General features: G+C 47.8%; 17 protein-coding genes. 9 read left to right on the forward strand and 8 right to left on the reverse strand.

All coding sequences use genetic code 11. From position 1 onward, the window contains the following. Positions 1–13: 13 nt before the first annotated feature. Positions 14–982 carry a tRNA (adenosine(37)-N6)-dimethylallyltransferase MiaA gene (gene miaA / locus MJ770_RS00610; protein WP_239249361.1) on the reverse strand — a complete coding sequence of 323 codons (969 nt, stop codon included), beginning with the start codon at positions 980–982 and terminating at the stop codon, positions 14–16. Continuing rightward, positions 979–2,862, reverse strand: a complete 1,884-nt coding sequence (gene mutL / locus MJ770_RS00615; protein ID WP_239249363.1) for a DNA mismatch repair endonuclease MutL — start codon at positions 2,860–2,862, stop codon at positions 979–981. The genes miaA and mutL overlap by 4 nt, the downstream gene beginning before the upstream one ends. A gap of 336 nt (positions 2,863–3,198) precedes the next feature. On the opposite strand from mutL, the gene MJ770_RS00620 reads away from it, so the two are divergent. From MJ770_RS00620 to MJ770_RS00640, 5 genes are all read left to right on the forward strand, one after another. Further along, entirely contained in the window at positions 3,199–6,783 is a 3,585-nt protein-coding gene (locus MJ770_RS00620; RefSeq protein ID WP_239249365.1) for an FAD-dependent oxidoreductase, read from the forward strand. 351 nt (positions 6,784–7,134) lie between these two features. After that, positions 7,135–8,259, forward strand: coding sequence for a Re/Si-specific NAD(P)(+) transhydrogenase subunit alpha (locus MJ770_RS00625; RefSeq protein WP_239249367.1), 1,125 nt, complete (start codon positions 7,135–7,137; stop codon positions 8,257–8,259). A gap of 70 nt (positions 8,260–8,329) precedes the next feature. Continuing rightward, on the forward strand, positions 8,330–8,626 hold the full coding sequence (locus tag MJ770_RS00630) for an NAD(P) transhydrogenase subunit alpha (RefSeq protein ID WP_239249369.1): 297 nt from the start codon (positions 8,330–8,332) through the stop codon (positions 8,624–8,626). 154 nt (positions 8,627–8,780) lie between these two features. Next, positions 8,781–10,160 (forward strand): NAD(P)(+) transhydrogenase (Re/Si-specific) subunit beta, encoded by a 1,380-nt coding sequence (locus MJ770_RS00635; RefSeq protein WP_239249371.1) that lies wholly within the window; start codon positions 8,781–8,783, stop codon positions 10,158–10,160. Between the two features lie 358 nt (positions 10,161–10,518). Then, positions 10,519–10,845 carry a BolA family protein gene (locus tag MJ770_RS00640; RefSeq protein WP_239249373.1) on the forward strand — a complete coding sequence of 109 codons (327 nt, stop codon included), beginning with the start codon at positions 10,519–10,521 and terminating at the stop codon, positions 10,843–10,845. 162 nt (positions 10,846–11,007) lie between these two features. Here MJ770_RS00640 and MJ770_RS00645 read toward each other — a convergent pair whose 3' ends face one another. Beyond that, positions 11,008–11,241, reverse strand: coding sequence for a phage integrase N-terminal SAM-like domain-containing protein (locus tag MJ770_RS00645; protein ID WP_239249375.1), 234 nt, complete (start codon positions 11,239–11,241; stop codon positions 11,008–11,010). Between the two features lie 134 nt (positions 11,242–11,375). Here MJ770_RS00645 and MJ770_RS00650 point away from each other — a divergent pair, with 134 nt between their 5' ends. Further along, positions 11,376–12,230 carry an FRG domain-containing protein gene (locus MJ770_RS00650; RefSeq protein ID WP_239249377.1) on the forward strand — a complete coding sequence of 285 codons (855 nt, stop codon included), beginning with the start codon at positions 11,376–11,378 and terminating at the stop codon, positions 12,228–12,230. Positions 12,231–12,399: 169 nt separating this feature from the next. Next, on the forward strand, positions 12,400–13,431 hold the full coding sequence (locus MJ770_RS00655) for a phospholipase D family protein (protein ID WP_239249379.1): 1,032 nt from the start codon (positions 12,400–12,402) through the stop codon (positions 13,429–13,431). A 12-nt stretch (positions 13,432–13,443) separates the two neighbouring features. On the opposite strand, the gene MJ770_RS00660 is transcribed toward MJ770_RS00655, so the two are convergent. Continuing rightward, the gene (locus MJ770_RS00660; protein WP_239249381.1) at positions 13,444–14,457 is read right to left on the reverse strand and encodes an IS110 family transposase; all 1,014 of its coding nucleotides are present in this window, start codon (positions 14,455–14,457) and stop codon (positions 13,444–13,446) included. A 393-nt stretch (positions 14,458–14,850) separates the two neighbouring features. Here MJ770_RS00660 and MJ770_RS00665 point away from each other — a divergent pair, with 393 nt between their 5' ends. Continuing rightward, on the forward strand, positions 14,851–15,228 hold the full coding sequence (locus tag MJ770_RS00665; RefSeq protein WP_239249383.1) for a hypothetical protein: 378 nt from the start codon (positions 14,851–14,853) through the stop codon (positions 15,226–15,228). 358 nt (positions 15,229–15,586) lie between these two features. Here MJ770_RS00665 and MJ770_RS00670 read toward each other — a convergent pair whose 3' ends face one another. From MJ770_RS00670 to MJ770_RS00685, 4 genes are all read right to left on the reverse strand, one after another. Continuing rightward, positions 15,587–16,888 (reverse strand): M18 family aminopeptidase, encoded by a 1,302-nt coding sequence (locus tag MJ770_RS00670; protein ID WP_239249385.1) that lies wholly within the window; start codon positions 16,886–16,888, stop codon positions 15,587–15,589. A gap of 136 nt (positions 16,889–17,024) precedes the next feature. Then, positions 17,025–17,264 (reverse strand): hypothetical protein, encoded by a 240-nt coding sequence (locus MJ770_RS00675; RefSeq protein ID WP_239249387.1) that lies wholly within the window; start codon positions 17,262–17,264, stop codon positions 17,025–17,027. Positions 17,265–17,451: 187 nt separating this feature from the next. After that, a complete protein-coding gene (locus tag MJ770_RS00680) occupies positions 17,452–18,474 on the reverse strand; it encodes a hydrolase (protein WP_239249389.1) in 1,023 nt (340 codons plus the stop codon). 349 nt (positions 18,475–18,823) lie between these two features. Further along, positions 18,824–19,186, reverse strand: a complete 363-nt coding sequence (locus MJ770_RS00685) for a transposase (protein ID WP_256448753.1) — start codon at positions 19,184–19,186, stop codon at positions 18,824–18,826. A gap of 200 nt (positions 19,187–19,386) precedes the next feature. Here MJ770_RS00685 and MJ770_RS00690 point away from each other — a divergent pair, with 200 nt between their 5' ends. Next, entirely contained in the window at positions 19,387–19,659 is a 273-nt protein-coding gene (locus MJ770_RS00690) for a hypothetical protein (protein ID WP_239249393.1), read from the forward strand. Positions 19,660–19,965 lie beyond the last annotated feature (306 nt).

A 19,965-nucleotide genomic window follows, 5' to 3' on the forward strand; every position in this document is an offset into this window, starting at 1 on the left:
GTTCCTGATTTTTTTAGTACAAATCCTGCTTCCACTCTTTGGGTGAAATATTTTCTAGCTGGCTCGCGACGGCAAGTATTTGCTGCGCAAGATTATTGGCTAAACAATCAAATTCGATTATTTCCGGCATACCGCGCAACCAGGTAAGTTGACGCTTAGCTAATTGACGCGTGGCGGCATTGCCCTTGTCCAATAACTCTGTTTCGTTTATTTCTTTGTCGAGAAACTGCCATGCCTGACGATAGCCTACACAGCGCATGGAGGGCAGATTGGGATGCAACGCATATTTTTCTTTAAGTGCTAGCAATTCATCCACCAAGCCAAGTTTAAGCATGGCAGCAAATCGTGTGGCGATACGTGCATGCAACTTGCTACGTTCACTTGGGATGAGCGCAATCTGCATGACACTATAAGGCAGCGGCTGTTTGTTTTGCTGCTTAAACAGCGCGGACAATGGCTGACCTGAAAGTTGATAAACTTCCAGAGCGCGCTGGATACGCTGCGCGTCATTCGGTTTTAGAAGAGCAGCCGTTTCAGGATCAACCCGAGCCAATTCCGCATGCATTGCAGGCCAACCGACACGTATGGATTGCTCGTCCAAGGCAGCACGCACTTCAGCGTTGGCCTGCGGTAGTTCATTCAGACCAAAGAGCAAGGCGCGAAAATACAACATGGTGCCACCAACCAGCAAAGGAATGTGTCCGCGTTGAGTGATGTCATTCATCAAACGCAGCGCATCTTGGCGAAAAGCTGCAGCGGAATAAACACTGGTTGGGTCAATTATGTTTATCAGATGGTGTGGCGCACGAATGAGGACAGCAGCCTCAGGCTTGGCAGTGCCGATATTCATATCCCGATACACCAGCGCGGAATCAACGCTAATGATTTCAACTGGCAGCTGCTGTGCCAACTCTACAGCCACTTGTGTCTTTCCGCTAGCGGTAGGGCCCATAAGAAAAAGAGCGGGGGGCAGTGCGTTCATTTGCCCCGCATGAACAACGTATCTAATTCTGCAATACTCATTTGAAACCAGGTCGGACGACCATGATTACACTGGCCGGAGCGCTCGGTACGTTCCATTTCACGCAGGATATGATTCATCTCAGGCACGGTCAGGATTTGATTGGCGCGCACAGCAGAATGACAAGCCATCGTGGACAACACTTCGTTGCGTCGTTCGGTCAGCACTCGAGAGGCGCCGTATTCACGCATTTCATGCAACACATCACGTGCGGCTGCTTCAGCGTTAGCCTGTTTAAGCATAGCTGGCATGGCCCTCACTGCCAGTGTTGTCGGCGACAATGGAGCGATATCAAAACCGAGTTGTGACATGGCTGCATGATTTTCCTCGGCAGTAGCAATATCCAATGAGTCGGCTGCAAAGCTCACCGGGATTAACATAGGTTGCATGGGGATTTGCTGCCCATCAAGTGCCGTTTTAAGTCTTTCATATACGATTCGCTCGTGAGCGGCGTGCATGTCCACCACCACCAGTCCATGCTCGTTTTGCGCCAGTAAGTAAATACCGGCAAGCTGTGCCAAAGCAAAGCCGAGCGGCGGAATTTCTGGTTCTGATAAAAAAGTCTGAGTCGGAGTGCTTAAACCAGGTGCATCATTTTGATTTCTCTCCTCCCCTTCCCTGCTTTCCTTCTTTCCAAAAAGGGCATCGTAAAAAGCCAGCGGCTGTGATGCCGTGTGCAACTGCGTGTGCAACTGTAAAGGCTGCTGCATCGACATGGTTCGTTGCACGGATGGAATCTGAGCGAGTTGATTTGGCAGGTCAGATGCATGTTCTGTTAGAGCCACGGGCGTGCTCAACACTTGTTGCAGTGTATGGAACACAAATTGATGAATGGCCTGACTCTCACGAAATCGGACTTCGGTTTTGGCAGGATGTACATTCACGTCCACCAATTCTGGAGGTATCTCAAGAAACAGGACGAAGGCAGGATGACGCTGATGATGAAGGATATCCTGATAGGCTTGTCGGATAGCATGGGCGATTACCTTGTCACGGATAAAACGTCCATTTACAAAAAAATATTGAGCTTCGTGTGTTGCTTTCGAATAGGCAGGCAGAGAAGCCATACCATATAAATTCAACCCAGCTGCCTTACGCGAGACAGGCACCGCACTCTGCGCAAAATCCTTGCTTAACATAGCTTCGATACGTCTTGGCAATGCATCTGCTTTTTCATCCCAGGATACTTCAGAAACCGCAGGGGTCGAAGCACGAGGTGCGCAGCCTGAGCCTGAAAGCATGGGTAATTGCCACATCATACGGTTGTTGTGCTGCAGACTGAAGGCAACATCCGGGCGTGAAAGCGCGATGCGCTTGAAAGTTTCCTCACAATAAGCGAGCTCAGTGGCTTCGGACTTAAGAAATTTACGTCGTGCCGGGGTGTTGAAATACAGCTCACGTATCTCGACACTGGTGCCCTGAGCGTGTGCGGCTGGAATAACTTCGCTTTGTGTGCCATCCACGGATTGAATCTGCCAAGCATGCTGGCTTTCCTTCATGCGGCTGGTAAGGGTTACCTGCGCCACTGCCGCCATGCTGGCCAAAGCCTCGCCGCGAAAGCCCATGCTGGCGACGCGCTGCAAGTCAGCTAGAGACGCAATCTTGCTGGTCGCATGGCGCATAAGGGCGAACGGCAACTCATCTGGGGCAATGCCATTACCATTATCACGCACACGTAGCAGCTTCACGCCACCACCTTCCAGCTGTACGATTATTTCAGTGGCACCCGCATCCAGGCTATTTTCCAGCATCTCCTTAAGAGCGGCAGCAGGCCGTTCTATAACTTCGCCAGCAGCGATTTGGTTGATGAGCAGATCAGATAAGAGCTGTATAGTCGGCATATAAAATGATTCAGGTTACGGCACTGAATTATAACTTTTTCATGCTATAGCAGTGCGGTGACGAAGATAAAATCGTATAATCGCTAGTTAATAAAAAATTTTCATTACCCGGTATAGCCGGGTTTTTTAATATATTTGGGACTAGCAGCCTGTCGGACTTAAAAAATCGTAGCGCGAAACTAGCTGAGCGAGGGTATATTTGCGGCCAACTTCCTTTAAGTTCGCGTGCTGCTAAAGCGCACAATTAGTGTCCGCGTGAAAGCAAGATGTCTCGCGTGGCATGTAACATACCGATTTTAATTCACTGCGCATAATAAATTCAGGAGTTTGCACTGCATGGAAAGCTTAAATTCTCAGCAACCTATCACAGGTATTGATAGTGGAGTAACGCCGCCCCCAGTTTTAAAACTGGGATTCGGAATGCAATTTGAAGATCTCTACAGCTGTGATGAGCTGCCCCGTATCGACTCTTATTTCCTGGCCGAACTTGCTAAAAGCGAACCATTACTGGCGGAAAAACTGGCAGCAGCGCGTAAAGCACCGGATCAGCTGACGCACCTGGAAGAATCTCAGCTCATCATTAGCCTGGCCCCGCATTTGGAAGATTTTCTTGGTCAATTATTTAATATTCAGATTGCGGTACGCAAGTCGGCGGAACAACACCATGAGCTAGCGCCACTGTTCCACTGCAAACGCCTTTTTGTGCAGCGTAAAGCCATGCAAAAGTACAAGGCAGCTGATGCCGCAGCTTTCGATGGCGACGCCCTCGCAACTGAGTTGTTACAAAATTTCGGCGATGCCACTGGTGAAATGAGCGAATTACTTTTTGCCCAGCAGGTTAACACCTGGCTTGATGCAGAGGCAGAAAATATCGACAAGATTGATACTGCAATGCGTTACGCGGCTTGGGCGGTGCATACCACGACTGGGAAACAACGCCACGGGCACGGAGTATTATTCAAGATACCTGCCAAGCTCGATTTCCAACGCCTGGTGCCTATCATTCCAGTAGAAAATGTTCCATATACCGCGCATCGTCTGGCGGATAGCCATCTGCGTGATCGCGAAGGTTTCGCCCTTACTGACCAAGGTACGAACTTAGCTGGCGCCATGGGTGAAGCTAATTACTGCATCTGGTGCCATGAACAAGGCAAGGACTCCTGCTCGATTGGACTGCGGGAGAAAGCAGGTGTTGCTGACGCTCCCCCTCCATTCAAAAAAAGCACGTTTGGAATTCCGCTGGCAGGTTGTCCTGTGGATGAAAAAATTTCAGAATTTCATAAAGTTAAAGCGTCCGGTTGTGCATTGGGTGCCTTGGCTATCATCGCAATAGATAATCCAATGTGCGCCGCAACCGGCCATCGTATTTGCAATGACTGCATGAAATCATGTATCTATCAAAAGCAAGAACCGGTAAATATTCCGCAATCTGAGACACGGTCATTGAAGGATGTTCTAGAGCTACCGTGGGGCTTTGAAATTTATAGCCTGCTCACCCGTTGGAATCCCCTTAATATTCGCCGTCCCTACCCGCATGCTAGCACCGGTAAGCGCGTGCTTGTGGTCGGCATGGGACCTGCCGGTTTTACACTGGCACATCATTTGATGAACGATGGCCATATTGTTGTCGGTGTCGACGGTTTGAAAATCGAGCCGTTGCCTGGCGATTTATCTGGCGTGGATGCAGATGGCAATCGAGTGGCATTTAGTCCAGTCTACGATGCAAGCGAATTGAAAGAGCCGCTGGACAACAGAGTTATGGCCGGCTTTGGTGGAGTGGCCGAGTATGGAATTACAGTTCGATGGGATAAGAATTTCCTTAAAATCATTCGCCTGCTGCTGGAACGACGCACTCAGTTCGCGCTACTCGGTGGCGTACGTTTCGGTGGAACCATTACTGCCGAAAGTGCTTTTGAGTCAGGCTTCGATCATGTTGCACTAGCTGCTGGCGCTGGCCGTCCTACATTGCTCGACATACCTAACGGCATGGCATGTGGTGTTCGCACTGCGTCTGATTTTTTGATGGCATTGCAATTGACAGGGGCCGCCAAGTCAGACTCCATCGCCAACATGCAAGTTCGCTTACCTGTTGTGGTAATCGGTGGTGGCTTGACTGCGATTGATACAGCCACTGAATCTCTCGCCTATTATCCGGTGCAAGTTGAGAAATTCCTTTGCCGTTACGAAAAGCTGATAGCTGAAAAGGGTGAGGCTGCATTGCGTAGCATGTGGACGGCGGATGAAACAATCATAGGCGACGAGTTTTTGAGTCACGCTCGTGCTATACGCGCGGAGCGGGCAATGGCCGTGAGTGAAGGACGTAACCCCAACATCCTCCAGCTTATTAAATCATGGGGGGGCGTCACATTGGCCTATCGCAAGCGCCTGGTCGACAGCCCTTCATATACCCTCAATCATGAGGAAGTGGAAAAAGCGCTGGAGGAAGGAATCTATTTTGCTGAAGGTTTGACACCAGTGAAGGTAGAGGTGGACTCCAATGGCAATGCGATTGCCATGGAGGTAATGCACCAAGTAATTAATTCCGAGGGAGCATGGCAGAAAGCCGGGCTAATACAGCTACCTGCACACACCATCTTTGTGGCTGCGGGTACCCAACCAAACACAGTCCTGGCACGTGAATTTCCAGAAAAATTCAAGCTTGATGGACGTTACTTCCAGGCCTGCGACGAACAAGGAGAGCCCGTCACACCCGAGCGTAGTAATACCAAACCGGCGCAGGCACACGTGCTGCAGTACAAGCACCATGATGGCCGTTTCATCAGCTTTTTCGGAGACCTGCATCCTTCTTATTCCGGCAACGTAGTCAAGGCCATGGGTAGTGCAAAGCAGGGTTATCCGGTGTTGAGCAGAGTGTTGTCACGGGTTTCCGCTGCAGATAAAGGCAGCGATCAGGATTTTCTTGCACGCCTGAGCAACGATCTGCGCGCCACCATACATCAAGTGATCCGACTTACCCCTACCATCATAGAAGTAATCGTCAAGGCGCCTGCTGCGGCGCGAAATTTTCAACCGGGGCAATTTTATCGCCTGCAGAATTATGAGACTAGTGCCTCACAAGTCGATGGTACACGTATGGTCATGGAAGGTTTAGCCTTGACCGGTGCATGGGTTGATGCCGAGCAAGGTTTGCTCTCTACTATTGTGCTGGAAATGGGTGGTTCTTCGCAGTTATGTGCAGCGCTGAAGCCCGGTGAACCAGTAGTACTTATGGGGCCAACTGGCACGCCTACTGAAATTGTGCCGGGTGAAACAGTGATGCTGGTTGGTGGAGGCTTGGGCAACGCCGTGCTATTTTCCATCGGCAAGGCATTCCGTAGCGTCGGCTCTAAGGTACTTTACTTTGCTGGCTACAAAAAAATGATAGACCGATACAAGGTCGAAGACATTGAAATGGCCGCTGATGTAGTAATTTGGTGCTGCGATGAAGCGCCCGGATTTACACCGGATCGCCCCCAGGACCGAACTTATGTAGGTAACATCGTGCAGGCTATCAAAGCCTATGCCAGCGATGAACTAGGACATCAAGACCTTGCGGTGAATCAGGTCGATCGCATCATTGCGATTGGTTCAGACAGGATGATGGCTGCTGTTGCAGGAGCCCGTCATAGCGAGCTGAAACCTTATATGAAACCGGATCACCACGCCTATGGTTCTATCAATTCACCAATGCAATGCATGATGAAAGAGATTTGCGGCCAGTGCATTCAAGAACACTTCGATATTACGACTGGGGAAAAGACCTATGTATTCTCCTGTTTTAACCAGGATCAGAGACTGGATTGCGTGAACTTCCCCGGTTTGAATGCACGGCTCAAGCAAAATACCGTGCAGGAAAAACTTACCGCACAATGGATAGAGCATTGCATCGAACAAGATGATATGTTGACGGGTGCATCTTAATGATAAAATCGATCGTTTATGGTTTCATTGCAACAAATAACATAAAGAAACTTTTCGCCTGATAATTCAACTCGGAGGAGAAACTATGGCAAGTCAATCTTCTCCACCGATAGAAACGGGAATTGTGTTCAGGGATGAGGGAATAGCAATGTTCCGTTTTTTGAGGTGCTGGCAGGGTGAGTACAAGGCGTTTCGCGTTCAGTGTGTTTAGCACACATGTGAAGAACAACAACGCAACACACCCTCAACTCATCAAAAAATGGAATTTTGCTTGTTTCCTGACCCCTTAAGTGACTTGAATAATTACTTCTGCCCGGTAGACTCGGGCCTTATTAAAAGAGGAGATGTTTCATGCGTATAGGGATTCCTAAGGAAACGCACGCAGGTGAAACACGTGTCGCGGCAACGCCCGAAACAGTGAAAAAAATGCTGACCGCTGGCCATGCAGTCATGGTGCAGCAAGGTGCTGGAGCCGGTGCGTGCATTCCAGATGCAGATTATCAGACAGCAGGGGCCACCTTGGTTAGCGATGCGGAGGTATATGCGCAAGCTGAAATCATACTTAAAGTGAAAGCCCCAACTGAGGACGAGCTGGCAAAGCTGGCCGCAAAAACCGTACTGATCGGCTTACTTTCACCTTTTCAGGCGGACTTGGTTGCAGCCTACGCTAAACAGGGTATTACCGCTTTTGCCATGGAAAAGCTGCCGCGCACGTCACGTGCGCAAGCTATGGACGTGCTTTCCTCGCAAGCAAATATTGCCGGATATAAAGCGGTGCTGGTGGCGGCTAATTTATATAATCGGTTTATACCGATGTTAATGACGGCTGCCGGAACAGTGAAGGCAGCGCGCGTGGTGATATTAGGCGTAGGTGTTGCTGGTTTGCAGGCTATCGCCACTGCAAAACGTATGGGTGCAGTGATTGAGGCATCCGATGTGCGTCCGGCAGCGAAAGAACAAGTAGCTTCTCTGGGTGCCAAGTTCATTGACGTGCCTTTTGAAACGGATGAAGAGCGAGAGATTGCTCAAGGCGTTGGCGGCTATGCCCGCCCCATGCCAGCCAGCTGGATGGAACGTCAAAAGGTAGAAGTTGCCAAACGTGTGGCACAAGCCGACATCGTCATTACCACTGCATTGATTCCGGGTAGAGCCGCACCTGTGCTGGTAACTGAGGATATGGTCAAATCCATGAAGCCGGGATCCGTGATCGTGGATATGGCTGCTGAAGCAGGCGGCAATTGCCCGTTGTCTGAGGTAGGAAAGACGGTGGTCAAGCATGGCGTCACGCTGGTCGGTGAAGATAACTTGCCCGCTTTGGTTGCGACAGATGCCAGTGCTTTGTATGCACGCAATCTGCTTAACTTCCTCAATTTACTATGTGACCCCAAGAACGGTGGCAAAATAAACATCAATCGAGATGACGATATTATCGCCGGATCGTTACTGAGTATTGACGGAGAAGTAGTTACTAAATAAGTATTTCTCCCTCTCTGAGGGATAATTGGAAGAGGTTAAAGTTTGACAATCTCAACATAGGAGTTTTGAAATGAGTAGTGTAGTTGATCCTGTAATTATCAATTTGACCGTATTTGTACTGGCTGTGGTGGTTGGCTATCACGTGGTATGGAATGTCACACCTGCGCTACATACGCCGCTAATGGCAGTGACCAACGCCATTAGCGGCATTATTATCGTCGGTGCCATGCTGGCGGCTGGGCCTGAACAACTCGACGCAGGTACGATAATGGGCTTAGTCGCAGTTATGCTGGCGGCAGTTAATGTATTCGGCGGTTTTCTGGTAACGCAACGCATGCTGAGCATGTTCAAAAAGAAAACCAAATAAGCCAAAACGCCTATATTTCAGACGCGCAGTAGTGATGTGGAACGGCATGAGCCATTAATTTGTGAATGGCTCACTTCTCATTTGCAGGAGCCTCACACCACTTCTTCTGACTTGCGAGATAAAGCAGTTACAAAATAATAATCAAGGAAAATATATGTCGGCAAATTTTGTTGCATTAGCCTATCTAGTCGCCGCAGTCTTGTTCATCCTGGCACTGAAAGGCTTGAGCTCTCCAATTTCCGCACGGAACGGAAACATGTTCGGCATGATAGGCATGGCCATTGCGGTGCTTACCACGCTGACTATCACCCAGAACCTGGTTTATATTGTGCTTGCCATCATTGTGGGTGGATCAATCGGTGCAGTGGTCGCCCGACGTATTCAAATGACAGCCATGCCGGAATTGGTGGCGGCAATGCACTCACTGGTCGGTTTAGCGGCGGTGCTGGTCGCCATGTCCGCGTTTTATAATCCAGTCGCATACGGCATCGCGCCGTTGCATGCCAGCAACCTGATTGAATTATTCATCGGCACGTTTGTTGGTGCGATCACCTTCACCGGTTCCATCATCGCATTCGGCAAATTATCCGGCAAACTTGGCAGCAAGCCGCTGCACTTTACGGGTCAACACTGGTTTAACCTGTTTTTGGGTGCTGTAATGATCGCCTTCGGCATCATGTTCATTGTTACGGAAAGCTGGACGCCGTTTCTGATCATGATTGCTTTGGCGCTCGCGCTGGGCGTGCTACTGATTATGCCGATTGGCGGGGCGGACATGCCAGTAGTCGTATCCATGCTTAACTCCTATTCCGGATGGGCAGCAGCGGGCATTGGCTTTACCCTGAATAATAATATGCTGATTATTGCCGGTTCATTAGTGGGCAGCTCTGGCGCGATTCTCTCTTACATTATGTGTAAGGCAATGAACCGATCCTTCTTCAATGTAATTCTCGGTGGCTTTGGTGGTGATGATGCAGCGGGACCCGCTGGCGCGGTCGAACAGCGACCAGTGCGTAGCGGCAGCGCGGATGACGCTGCATTCCTGATGGGCAATGCGGGTAGCGTTATCATCGTGCCGGGCTATGGTTTGGCAGTAGCGCGGGCACAACATGCAATCAATGAGATGTCTAATCTTTTAATCGAAAATGGCGTCAATGTGCGTTATGCCATTCACCCTGTGGCTGGACGTATGCCAGGGCATATGAACGTGCTTTTGGCTGAAGCTGAAGTGCCGTACGATCAAGTGCTTGAAATGGACGAGATCAATAACGAATTTGCTGATACGGATGTAGTGCTGGTCATCGGCGCCAACGATGTGGTGAATCCTGCAGCCAAGACCGACCCGCAATGTCCTATTTATGGCATGCCGATCATTGATGCACACAAGGCTCGTACCATTCTGGTAGTGAAGCGTAGCATGGCTGTTGGCTATGCTGGACTGGACAATGATTTGTTCTACTTAGACAAAACCATGATGGTGTTTGGCGATGCCAAAAAAGTAGTCGAGGACATCATCAAGGCGTTACAGAACTAAGTTACTACATGATTTTGTTTTAGAATAAAAGTCCCGGCATGCCGGGACTTTTATTTTGTCCAACAGGGCTAAGATGTTTCGTATGCAACATGGAGGATAACTGTGATGTCAAGACTTACCCCCCTTTATCTAATATTGCTTCATAGTAGCGTATTTAATATTACTCTGATCCCAATTATTTAAAATGCTTAGTGGCATTCAGGCCTGAGCAAAACCTTGTACATACGCGGATGCGCCAGAATATAATGAATACCGTGCCCACCCCCACCGTCAGACCGCGTCTATCAAACATTCTGCGGCACGTAACACGATAGAATGGCGTCACAATTACGTTTTAATCAAGTTAAAGGAATGTCATATGCGCATTAAAGAAACTATCGAAAGTAAGCTGCAAATACTGCAACCCGAGTTTTTAGAAGTTATCAATGAAAGTCAGAATCACAATGTCCCGCCAGGATCTGAGTCTCACTTCAAAGCAACCGTTGTTTCAGAAGCGTTTCAAGGAAAAATGCTAGTCGCACGCCATCGAATGGTTAACGATATTCTGGCTGATGAACTCGCGCAGTCAATTCATGCCCTGGCTTTGCACACGATGACAATGGAGGAGTGGTTTAAAAAAGGAGGGACGTCCACCGCATCTCCACCCTGTCTTGGCGGTTCTGCATCTGAAGGTAATAAACGGTAATGCGCCGTTATGCGGTAAAGGGCTTTGACCCGAATGGCACTAAGTTAATGGGCTTCAGCATAGTTAAAACAATAGGTTAAGCCAGCATTTGCGCGAGTTTCACATTAGTCTAACCTTGCTAACAAAGCTTAACTTAGTGGCATTTGGCTTTGACCCCTTTAGTTAATTCTGAGTAGAGCTGGCCATATTACGCTTAGTCGCTAGGTAGGGTAAAAACTTCTCCACCTCAGCAGAGCCCATTTCTGTTGGATGATGCTTGCTATTAAAAATATTGTATTGTTTAATCCATGAAATGTAGGTATTTTCTGTGTTTAGACTATAGTGTTTGTAGCGAATTTTATCGCGTACTTGATCCAGTAATTTTTTAGCAGGCAGTGATGTCATATTTTCTTGCATTCGCTGTCTTATTTACTTTAAAAAAAATATTTATAATTAATAGGATTATTAACTATGAGCAAGATCATACGACATGTCGGCATTATTATTGGACAAAAAATGTCGTATATATGACGTTAGGCCTCACAAAACACATGTTTGCTGTTACCCGCTTTTCTTCATGGTCGGAGCTCAAGACGCAGTTTTCAGACCGCCCGCTTTGGGCATATCGGGGGCAGATGGACTCCGCATGGCCCCTAGAAACGACTCTCTATCGCGAAGCTGCGCGCAACAATTCGCTTGAATGGAAGACTTTGTCTTCGCGGGAAGATTGGCTTCTCTATCAATTCCGGCGATTTGCACACCACTATTGCGCCGATTTGCCGCCCGAAAAAGACATCCTGGACTGGCTTGCGCTGATTCAACACTATGGCGGTCCGACAAGGCTTCTAGATTTCAGTTACTCGTTGTATGTTGCCGCATTCTTCGCGGTAGAAACCGCGGTCGGGGATGCGGCAATATGGGCTCTGAGTCTCCCTACGCTAGAACTGGCCACTTACGAACGTTTGGGCTACTGGCCCACCGGAAGCATTGACGAGGTGCGACGTTCAAACAACTCCAAGTTTCACGAGTTAAAGGAAACGCCGACTAACGTGCAAACGGTCATTCACGTGGAGCCAGACCGAATGCACGAGCGGCTGTTCGTTCAGCAAGGTCTTTTTCTCGCCCCGACAGATCCAAACGAACCGTTCCTCAAGAATCTGGGCGCAGCCTTCAAAGTTCGCTATCGATCCGTACTTACCAAGCGCGAGCAAAAATGGACCCGTTCGCTTGACGACCGAACAGGTAATGAGTACGGCGTATCGGGATACATCGCCTTGGTTAAGATAATCTTGCCAAAGGAACATCATCGCGAGATCCTGGAAGATCTGATGTCGATGAACATCAGCGCAGCTACTCTCTTCCCGGGCTTGGAAGGCTTCTCACGCTCGCTTCGCTTTCATGTTTGAGCACTGTGAGGCCTACCCCTCGCTCAAGAAGGAGCCAACGGTGTGCCGCCAGGACCCGAGCTGTGCCCCGCAGGCTATTATCTCAGCCTTGGCCCTGGCGACACACCGTTGGCTCCCGCTTATCTCGAACGTCAGGCTTTGTCAACTTAAATCAAGCATATAAGGACTCATGACAAGAATAATAGCTGAAAGTTATAACTCCGAAAGGTTACATGTCAACGAGCTTTATGAGCTGCTTACTGGTGCTGAAGAGACTGTAGATATAGCAACAGCTTATTTAACTGATACTAAATTATTAGGTGCACTAAAAAATACTAAGGTTCGATTATTGACGTCTGTATCTTGTGCTGATTTAATCTCTGGGGCAACAAGCCTAGAGGCTCTTCGTTGGCTGTGCAATGAAGGTGTAGATATTAGAGTCTTACCTAGTTCTCCAAAATTTCATGCAAAGGTATATATAGCAGACAAAAGCAAAGCTATTATTACATCTGCAAATTTAACCAATAATGGGATTCACAATAACATTGAAGTTGGTGCGTTACTTGAAAGCAGAGAGTCAAATGAACTAAGTAAATGGTTTGACTCAGCATGGTCTAGCGCATCGCCACTATCTAATGACTTGCTTGCCTCATTGTCAAAATACACTGATAAAATTGAACAAGAATTAACAACTGTAAATTCTAAAATTAGAGAATTTGATAAACATATAAGTCTATCTATAGCGCAATCGGTGGACTCCCATTTAATACGTCTTGATGATGGAGGCCGACAATTTTTCATTTGTAACAGTGACCGCCGAAACGGAACTAGAACAGCTGATGGCGGATATTTACATGAAGAGCTAATGCAATCTCTTGGCACAGCAATGGCTTGGGAAAGCTTTAAGCACCCAAAGCATATGTCTAAAGCAAGAAAAGGTGATATTGTTTTCCTGTTTGCGAAGGGTAAAGGTGTTATCGCAGTAGGCGAAGTTACTGAAGAGGTTGAGGTTGCTGATGGTATTCATAAGAAACGACTGTCACAGGTTGCGAATACAACTGAATGGCGCATCTGTGTAAATTGGGTAACTCAACGTAACAAGTTTTTTGCATGTTACATTGAAAACCCACCGCTTTGTACATTTATGGATATATCAGCCGAAAAGTATAAGTCCCTTAGAGTAAGCGTCCTTAACTACTTTTCTGAGTTGGGTTCAGCCTAACAAAAATAAAGGTCAGATACCGTCTTGCAAGTCAAGATTCTGGCCTGCAAAACTGACATCAAACGGCTTTCCCGATTTGACCACCCCGTAAATAAGATGCGCCAGTTTGCGCATCACCGCTCCCACCACCGCCTTAGGTGCCAGCCCTGTAGTACTCAGCCTATCTCCGAAAGCTCTAAGAACTGGATTGTGCCTGCGCGCTACCAGTCCCGGCATATACAAGGCCCGTCGCAAGTTTGAATGGCCGGTACGACTCATCATGGTTCGACCTTTGACCGAACTGCCTGACAAACGCTGCCGTGGAGTCACGCCGATAAATGCCGCCAGCACCTTGGCATTTTCAAAACGCCGCACATCACCTGCATACGCCAGCACCTTGGCGACCGTGGTACTGCCAATGCCTGGGATGCTGTGCAGTAATTCGGCATCGCGTTTAAGCTCTGGATGTCGATTGATGTGGTCATCAATATCGTGCTCCAACGCTCCGATTTGTTGCTCGAGCCAATCCAGATGGGTTTGCACCGATTCAATCAAGGATGCTTGCCCGCTTGCCGTGTGCGCTTCCAGCCGATTGCTTTCCTGTTGATGCATATCCTTAAGTGCTTGCAGTCGATCAACCCATCCGCGCAGTTCGCGCCATTCGGCGGAAGGTGGTGTCCACAAACTGGGATGCATAGCCGCACAAAAGCGTGCCAGCAGTGAGGTATCGGCACGATCTGTTTTGTTACGCGCCAGTTCTCCCTGAGCAAAGCCTTTGATGCGCGCAGGGTTGACGACGCTGATGCGACAGCCCGATTCAACCAAAGCAATAGCCACGGCTTCGCTGTAAGGTCCGGTCGATTCCATGCAAATGTGGGTACGCTGCTGTTCGGCGCCTCGTTCGAGCAACCATTGCGCAAGCTCACTATGACCTATGAAAGTGTTATCAAAAACTTTTGATTTAATCTTGCTGTTGGCAAGTAAAGCTATGTCGAGCTTGCGTTTGGATACGTCAATTCCAACAACGCAGGTGGCTTGTTCGTTCATCGTTTATACCTTCCTCGTATGCAGGTTCTGGCTGCATTTCAGCAACACGACCCAAGTTACCGTTCGGTCTGATTGAACGAGAAATAGGCAACCGCACCTATCTGACCCACAAGCTTAACCGCCTAAAGCCTTACCGATGTCATGTTGCCCAGCCTGCTCAACATTGTCATTGCATAATGTTTTGCCGACAGCGTCAATATACGAGGTCTTTCCGTATCGCAATAACACAATGGACAATCAAGGGTAAGGTCTAAGGTTCTTCGACACAAATTTCCAGATTGACTACGGCTGAAAAGCACACGCCAATTCAAGAAGTGGCGGCGCGATATGAAAAGACTTGAGTACAGAAATATCGTGTTACCGTAAAGAATTTGTGAATAAGGAGAACGGCATTTGAGCGAGCAGGATGTTCCCCCCACGCCTGAAACAACAGAGCGTAGGGTATGCGTGGCATTGATCTACGCCCTCGTGGGCGAGCGCCTGTCCGTTTACTACGAGCACGACCTATGGATGACCAGGGCCCAGGGCGCAACGCTCGCGACAAACTGGTTGTCCCGATCCAAACGCAGTATGCCCATGGATTTGCGTAAACACCTGTCCGATCTGAGTGACAACTTGGCAAGGCAGATCGCTGAAATGACTTCCCGTGAAGCGGGACTTTATCTCAGTCATGAGATGCAGGAGTCACTCGATACCCGCTATCAATCCGAGATCGGGCAGTCAATCATGGTTGAATGCGAAAGAATCTATGAAGAGGCATTGCCGCTGTAGTGAAGGTGCATGAAGACCATGCTCCATCGAGAAGGATCCGATCAAGGTGGACTGCATGGGTTGGATGATGAAGTTCGAGAAATGAAAATTAGTAATTGCTGCAAAGAAAGAGCCCGGCGATGCCGGGTTCTTTACGTTTCAACAATAAATTGGGGTCTGCTCCCGCTGTGCTACTTTTACTGCTCTCCTAAACCCTAGGAGCCTGTCGGACTTAAAGGAAATCGGCTGCAAATTCGGCTGACCGGTCCATATTTCGCCGTTTTATTGGTCAATAGAACGACTATTGACCTGCAAAACCGACAAAATCTGTCCTCGGCCAGCCGAATTTTCGCTACGATTCTTCAAGTCCGACAGGCCCCTAGCTACCGAATGTGGCTTTCATCACCTTGATCATGTAGGCCACATCCTGCACGCCGGCGCTTTCACGCAGGCTGTGCATGGCCCACATGGGTGAGCCGACATCCAAGCTAGCGATACCCAGGCTGGCAGCAACGACCGGGCCGATGGTGCTGCCGCAACCGAGGTCGGTGCGGTGGGTGTAGTTCTGGTATGGCACACCGGCACTTTCGCACAGCGTGATGAAGCGCGCGGCGGTATCTGCATCGGTGCTGTAGCGCTGGTTAGAGTTGGTCTTGATCACCGGGCCGGCATTCACCATCACGTGGTGATTAGGTTCGTAGGCGTTGGGGAAATTGGGCTGATAGGCGTGCGCCATATCCGCGCTGATGAAAAAGCTGTGTGCCGCAGCACAATGCTGTTGTTCATCATCCAGACCCATGCACAGGGAAATCCGCTCTATTACATCACCGGCAAAACTGCCGCCCGCGCCCGCCGTACTTTCGCTGCCCACTTCTTCATGGTCGAAAAAGGCGGCAATGCAGGTGGCGGCCGGCGCAGAAGTGGCGAGCAATGCTGTAAGCGCGGCGTGGCAAGAGGCGAGATTGTCGAGCTGGCTGTTGGCGATGAATTCCTGCTCCACACCCCAAAAGGCACCGGCCTGCGTGTCGCACACGTTGAGCTCATAGGTGAGGATGTCTGCTGCCTTAACTTTCAATTCATCTGCAAGCAAGTTGAGGAATTGCTCGCGTGCAGAAAGTGTGTCATCGGCAATGCCAAACAGCAACGGCAATTCGGTTTGCTTGTTGAGCTTGAGGCCTTGCTCATTTACATCCTTGTTCATGTGGATAGCGAGGTTGGGCAGGCGCAGCAGCGGTTGCCGGAAGTTAATCAAATATGATTCAAAACCCTGTGCCGTGCGGACATTCACGCGGCCGGCCAAACTCAGATCGCGATCGGTAAAGGTGGCAAGTATCGGCCCGCCGTAAATCTCCACACCTAGGCGCACCACGCCATCACTGGCATGTGCCGCATTGGTCTTGAGGCGTAAACCGGGAGAATCAGTGTGCGCGCCTATCATGCGAAAGCCGGTATCAGTCAAAGGCTGCTGACCGATCATGAAAGTAATCAGCGATGCACCTCGAACCACGTAATAGCCTTTGCCACTTTCCAGTTTCCAGCTCAGCTTCTCTTGCAACGGCACAAAACCCTGTGCCTGTAAGCGTTGCGTGATGGTATCCACGGCATGCCACGGGCTGGGGCTGGCATCGATAAAGTTCAGCAAATCTTGCGCGTGGGCGCGGTCCTCAGAGGTAATGAGCATAAAGCTTCCCAATGATTGGGGTCAAAGTAACATTAAATGTAGTAATCGCGACATCATCTGACAGTTACCCGATTTGATCGAAGTGACTGTCAGTTCAGATTCAGCTATTCAATGAATAATCGGGGGCAGATTAACATTAATTTGCGCTATCTGTTTTCTTTTGTGGTCGCCCTGCTTTTCTTGGCGTGACTCGTTTATTCATTAATGTTTCTATCTCCGCTTTAAAACGATCGTCACCCAAAGCCAATCCCTTATTCACACTTTCCCTTATGTCGTTCAATAACTCAGTGCTTACTGGGACTTTTAACAATGCGCGATAATTCTCCAACCTTTCTTCTTTTGTCTTACCTAGTGAAAGATACTCTGGCGGATTCAACTCTGAATGCGGTGTGTGTATTTTAGTTTTTATTCCAAGGGCATTACAGGCATAGCTGGACCAGCTATATGCTTGATGATTCAGGTCGACGTATTGTTGTTGTTTTCTTTGTCAATCGTCCAAATGCAGTTTCTTCTCGAAGGGCGATGGATGAATTACTTAAGTGGCTATATAGTCAATACGATGTTCAATTTGATAATTGAGAGCGGCGTGTTTCTGTGTCGTGTAGTGCCTCTTTAAAAAAACTCAGTATTCTATCTGGCAGCCAAGTTAACTTCCCTGGGAAAGTCTCATGTATGAATCCGGCGTGTCCACCTTCTGCAGGAAAATCGAGTGTAACCGTTGGGGAAACTTCATTTTGAGTAGGAAGAGCTGTTGCTGGCATGAATGGGTCGTTACGTGCATTGATAATAAGCGTGGGGGTTTGAATATGTTTAAGCCATGGTTTACTACTAGACTTTTGCCAATATTCATCGGTATTACGAAACCCATGCAATGGGGCGGTTACAAGATTATCAAATTGATAAATTGTTTTACACTTTGTAATGTCATTTCTATCAAATAAACCAGGAAAACGGTCAAGTTTCTGTAGTGCTTTTTGTTTTAAAGTACCTAAGAAATGTCGGGCATAGCATTTGTTAAAACCAGTATCTAGTGCCGCGCCAGCGGCAACGAGATCTAAAGGTACAGAAATTGTTGCGGCAGCAGTAACGATTTGATGGGCGTTACCACCTTGTTCGCCAAGCCATTTTAATAGCGCGTTTCCGCCTAGTGATACACCAACAGTAAATAGGGGTTGGTTGGCGTCTGATAATTTACACTGCTGATGTATGCGATGAAGCATCCAGTTGATTTCCTCAGAATCGCCCGCATGATAAGCGCGTTGCAATCGATTAGGCTCACCCGAACATCCTCTAAAATGAATGACAGCCCCATGCCAACCAAGTTCTTTAAGTGCGGACATCATACTTAATACATAATGACTGTATGAGTCACCTTCTAGCCCGTGAAAAAAAACGACTAGTGGTTTGTTTTCCCTTCCGCCCATCCAATCAATATCAATAAAATCACCATCGTCAAGTTCCCATCGTTTCCGATCATAATTTATTAATTTTTTTGGTTTAAATAGATAGGGATAGATGGTTTGTGCATTGCCGCCCGGTAACCAGTTAGGCGCAATATATGTTAGAGAGCTTGAAGCTTTTTTCATTTTTATTATAAATGCATGCACAATAATCGGGGTCAGAGTAACATTAATCGGCGCTATCTGTTTTCTTGTGTGGTCGCCCTGCCTTTCTTGGCGTGACTCGTTTATTCGTTAATGTTTCTATCTGCGCTTTAAAACGATCGTCACCCAAAGCCAATCCCTTATTCACACTTTCCCTTATGTCGTTCAATAACTCAGTGCTTACTGGGACTTTTAACAATGCGCGATAATTCTCTAACCTTTTTTCTTTTGTCTTACCTAGTGAAAGATACTCTGAAGCGGTGTGTGCATTTTAGTTTTTATTCCAAGGGCATTACAGGCATAACTGGACCAGCTATATTCAGCTGTGTCTTCACACCATATCAGCTCTCACAGGATTTAATTCAATGTATCGATAAAGTTTAAGCAAGTATCGCTCACTTTGAACCAGGCAAGATTTAAATCGGCCTTCCCATAGGGTTCCGCTACGATGGTATGTGTCGTTGAAATAACGTACATACATTCGTCCAATCGACTGCATCATTCGGCTAATCGCTCCCTCTTTCTGAGGTGTGCATAACAAATGTACATGATTGCTCATTAACACCCAGGCATGAACATCAATACTATATTTTTTCGAATATTCTTTAAGCCAATCCAAATAGGCGTTCATATCTTCTGCTCCATCAAAACATACCTGCTGATTATTACCGCGATGGACTATATGTTGTGGCACGCCAACTAGACTAACTCGTGCGAATCTTGCCTTTCACTTCACCTGCTTTATCTAATATTTTGTCACAACAGCACATTTAATGTTACTCTGACCCCAATAGTTCCCTGGACGAAAAAAACGTTTTTTTGCGCACACAAAAAAAATATCACTCCTTAACTATGTCTAGTGAATGTGGGCGTTAGTAGCACAAAGGAATTTTCATGAGATTATTATTGTTGGTTTTTTTCATCGGCATTATCTCGCCAGCTAGTGCTGATATATTTACCCCTTATCATTCTTGCTCGAAGCCCTACAGACCTTATGTATTTAATCATCAATATGAAATTGATAGTTTCAAGCATGAAGTTGAAACATACAAGCAATGCATAAATGATTTTGTGGAAGAACAAAATAATGCGGTAAGAAAACACCAAAACGCAGCAAAAGAAGCGATTGATGAATGGAATGGTTACGTAAATAGAAAATTAAATTAATGCCTTAGAAAATATTTATTTCGCGCGGACGTCAACAATTATAGTGGTCAGGCTCGAAAATTTCTGCTTAGAATAATTCATGCCTGGCCCCTTTAATTTCACTACGAATCATGAACTATAGAAATGTTCAATAGATATATGTTTCATTGACTAGTTTCTTATAACGGGTGGCCGGACTCTGGCGGCGCATTGTCAAGTGGACGTGTTTATATACGACCAGATGATTCCGTTGGGAGTAGGTTTTACTCAAATGGACAGCTTGATATAGCTAAGCTCAATGAACTGCCTGCACTTTTAGTGACTGAA

The sequence above is a fragment of the Candidatus Nitrotoga sp. M5 genome (assembly GCF_927904885.1).
In the GTDB taxonomy this organism is placed as follows: domain Bacteria; phylum Pseudomonadota; class Gammaproteobacteria; order Burkholderiales; family Gallionellaceae; genus Nitrotoga.